This window comes from Gilliamella sp. M0364 (assembly GCF_016100565.1).
In the GTDB taxonomy this organism is placed as follows: Bacteria; Pseudomonadota; Gammaproteobacteria; order Enterobacterales; family Orbaceae; genus Gilliamella; species Gilliamella apis.
Genome location: NZ_JACFSF010000016.1, coordinates 1 through 3,444, shown reverse-complemented (window position 1 = coordinate 3,444; position 3,444 = coordinate 1). Strand labels below are relative to the sequence as shown.

Here is a 3,444-nt window from a genome sequence, read left to right as displayed (position 1 = left end):
GAACTCTTTTAAGCGCTTCTTCATCGTACTTAGGATTATCACGGATACCTTGCTCAAACATTGAATCAGTCAGTAATGCATTACTCTTTTCGACATTCATTACTAGCTTATTATATGGGTAAGATTCATCCAAATCTTTGTCAAAATCGAATATTTCAGGTTCGGCGTTATTGGTTTTTATTACTTTACCGTTTTTATTTAATACCTCATTTTTTACGCGAGAAGTGTTCTCATAATTAGTCACACGATTAGTTATATTGCCTTCATTATCAAAGAATTCATTAATTGAGTAGATCTCTCCTTGATGAATAATATTTTCGATAGAGTATAGCCCGGTTTTTGTATTTTTCCTGATCGCTTTTACCATCTCTCCTTTATCATCAAAAAACACCTCTGAATCATAAATAATATTATTTTTAGTATCGTATTTTTCTATTTTAAGATATTTCAGATTAGTATTATGCCAATAATCATAAATATAACGGCTGATGGATGCTAAGCCTCTTTTTTGAATACTGACCACAATGCCGTGTTTTTTTTCGACTCTTAAATAACAAGGTAATTTGTAGACCTCGTTAAATGACCCTTTTGGTTGTAACTGTTTATTTTCATCTAAGGTATAAAAATAAACGCCATCGTCTAATGATTGAAATGAATCAGTCGGGTAGATAACTTCGATAATATTTCGATTAAGTCGCAATACTTTGCTATATTGATAATTTTCATTTAACTGTACTTGTGCAATGCTCTGCATTGCCATTATATACATCTCTGGGATGGTTTCTAAATGAGATAATGATGGATATAAAGTTTTATTAGGGATTCGATCTTCATTATCCAAAGCGGGCAAATAATCAAGTTGGTAATAAGTTTTATTAGGTAAAATTCCCTGTTTTTTTAATTGTTTGACGATTGGTGCTTGTTGCTCGTTCATTTTTACCTTTGCAATCACATATTGAGTTGATCCAATCCCTACTAAAAAAAGAAGTAAGAATGTTTTCACTAATTTCTGCATATTTTCTCCAATACAGTTTTTTTACTTGGCTATTTTTCAATAATTGTTTAGTTTTTAGGGAAATAGTTAGTAGTTTATTGATTAATTTTGTTCTATCTCTATTTCTTTTATTTGGGAACTTACCATTTCCGATTTATAATCGCTCTGCCGATCGTGTCTTCAACTCAAATAAATTGTTTTATCTGTACTGTTATTTTTTAAAATGTTCAAATAGCATCATTTCAAATCCATCTGGATTAAATGGTAACTCATCATAAAGTTGCGGATGCTCTTTATTATCAAAATATTGATTTTCAATATCTTTTTGTTTGGATATCTCAATATGATTAGTTTTAACGCCTTGTTCATTGAATCTTTCTAATATAGCGATAATATTTTTCTTTTTAACCGTTTTGAACGTTCGAATTATATTACCTTGAGCATTTTTTATGACTTGTGAGACAGGTAAATATTGCCCACTTTCATATTCTGACTCTATCACTAACTTCGGCACAATATGACTTTCAATGACAGTTAATTTACTTCGAATAGGTGAGTTCTTTTTGTAATCAAACTCGGTTGTTAACCATTGCACACGGTTTTTTTGTAATTTTGAGACAATTTTGCCCATGACTTTTTCCACACGAACATAAGTAGGTTGAGCTATTGCCTCTTCAACACTGTTTAACGGTGTTAATTGACCTTTGTCATTAATCACAAAAAAGTGAATACCATTTTCGAGAGATTTAAGTTGCGCTGAAGGTAAAGAGATAGCCGTTTGTTGCCATTTGGTTTTATCGATTTTCTTATATTGATAATTATTATCTATTTCAACTTTTATTAAATCACTGTATTTTTCTTGAGGTGATTGATTTTCGGCTTCAATTAGCGTTAAAGGTGCTTGATGCGGGAAATTCTTATAGCGTTCAGCCATAAAACTCGGGAAAGGTAGTTTATGATAGTAAACTTGCTTTGGTTTAATACCTAAATACTTGGCTCTTTTAAGCGCTTCTTCGTCGTACTTAGCATTATCACTGATACCTTGCTCAAACATTGAATCGGTCAGTAATGCATTACTCTTTTCGACGTTCATTACTAGCTTATTGTAAGGATAAGGCTCATCCAAATCTTTGTCAAAATCGAATATTTCAGGTTCGGCGCTATTGGTTTTTATTACTTTACCGTTTTTATTTAATACCTCATTTTTTACGCGAGAAGTGTTTTCATAATTAGTCACACGATTAGTTTTTATATCTGAATTATTATAATATTCTTCGATAGAATAAATATCATCCTGATGAATAATATTTTCAATAGAATACTGCCCAGTTTTTATATTCTTCCTGATTGCTTTGACCATTTTTCCGTTATCATTAAAAAAAATCTCAGAATCATAAATAATATTATTGTTACTATCTAACATTTCTATTTTCAGATATTTTAGGCTATTATTTGGCCAATAATCATACTTATAATGAGAAATTGCTGCTAAAGGTCTTTTTTGAATACTTACCACAATACCATGTTTTTTTTCGACTCTTAAATAACAGGGTAATTTGTAAACCTCGTTAAATGACTCTTTTTTTTGTAACTGCTTTTGTTCATCTAAGATATAAAAATAAACACCATCGTCTAATGCTTGAAATGAATCAGTCGGGTAGATAACTTCGATAATATTTCGACTACGTTGTAATACATCACTATATTGGTAATTTTCATTTAATTTTACTTGTGCAATATTCTGAATTGCTAAGTTATACATATCTGGGTGAGTCTCTAAATCTGATACTAATGAATATAAATTTTCATTAGGGAAACTATATTTATTATTTAGAGCAGGTATAACTTCATATTGAAAATAAACCTTTTGAGGTAAAATTCCTTGTTGTTTTAATTGCTTGACGATTGGTGCTTGTTGCTCGTTCATTTTTACCTTTGCGATCACATATTGAGTTGATCCAATCCCTACTAAAAAAAGAAGTAAGAATGTTTTCACTAATTTCTGCATATTTTCTCCAATACAGTTCTTTTTTTTACTTGGCTATTTTTCAATAATTGTTTAGTTTTTAGGGAAATAGTTAGTAGTTTATTGATTAATTTTGTTCTATCTCCATTTCATTTATTTAGGAACTTACCATTTCCGATTTATAATCACTCTGTCGATCGTGTCTTCAACTCAAATAAATTGTTTTATCTGTACTGTTATTTTTTAAAATGTTCAAATAGCATCATTTCAAATCCATCCGGATTAAATGGTAACTCATCATAAAGTTGCGAATGCTCTTTATTATCAAGGTATTGATTTTCGATATCCCTTTGTTTGGATATCTCAATATGATTAGTTTTAACGCCTTGTTCATTGAACCTTTCTAAAATAGCGATAATATTTTTCTTTTTAACAGTTTTATACGTTCGGATAATATTACCTTGAGCATTTTTTATGACTTGTG

Annotated in this window: 3 protein-coding genes; all 3 read right to left on the bottom strand. The window is 30.1% G+C overall.

Annotated elements, in window-relative coordinates; all coding sequences use genetic code 11:
* The coding region (locus H3U96_RS11035) for a hypothetical protein (RefSeq protein ID WP_198196691.1) at nucleotides 1-1,015 on the bottom strand (1,015 nt) is incomplete at its 3' end.
* Nucleotides 1,016-1,205: 190 nt separating this feature from the next.
* A complete protein-coding gene (locus H3U96_RS11030) occupies nucleotides 1,206-3,002 on the bottom strand; it encodes a hypothetical protein (protein ID WP_198192214.1) in 1,797 nt (598 codons plus the stop codon).
* A gap of 194 nt (nucleotides 3,003-3,196) precedes the next feature.
* The coding region (locus H3U96_RS11025) for a hypothetical protein (RefSeq protein ID WP_198196689.1) at nucleotides 3,197-3,444 on the bottom strand (248 nt) is incomplete at its 5' end.

What these genes read in the sequence shown, in the direction of transcription:
- H3U96_RS11030 (WP_198192214.1), bottom strand. Translation starts at nt 3,002, where the DNA reads ATGCAGAAATTAGTGAAAACATTCTTACTTCTTTTTTTAGTAGGGATT.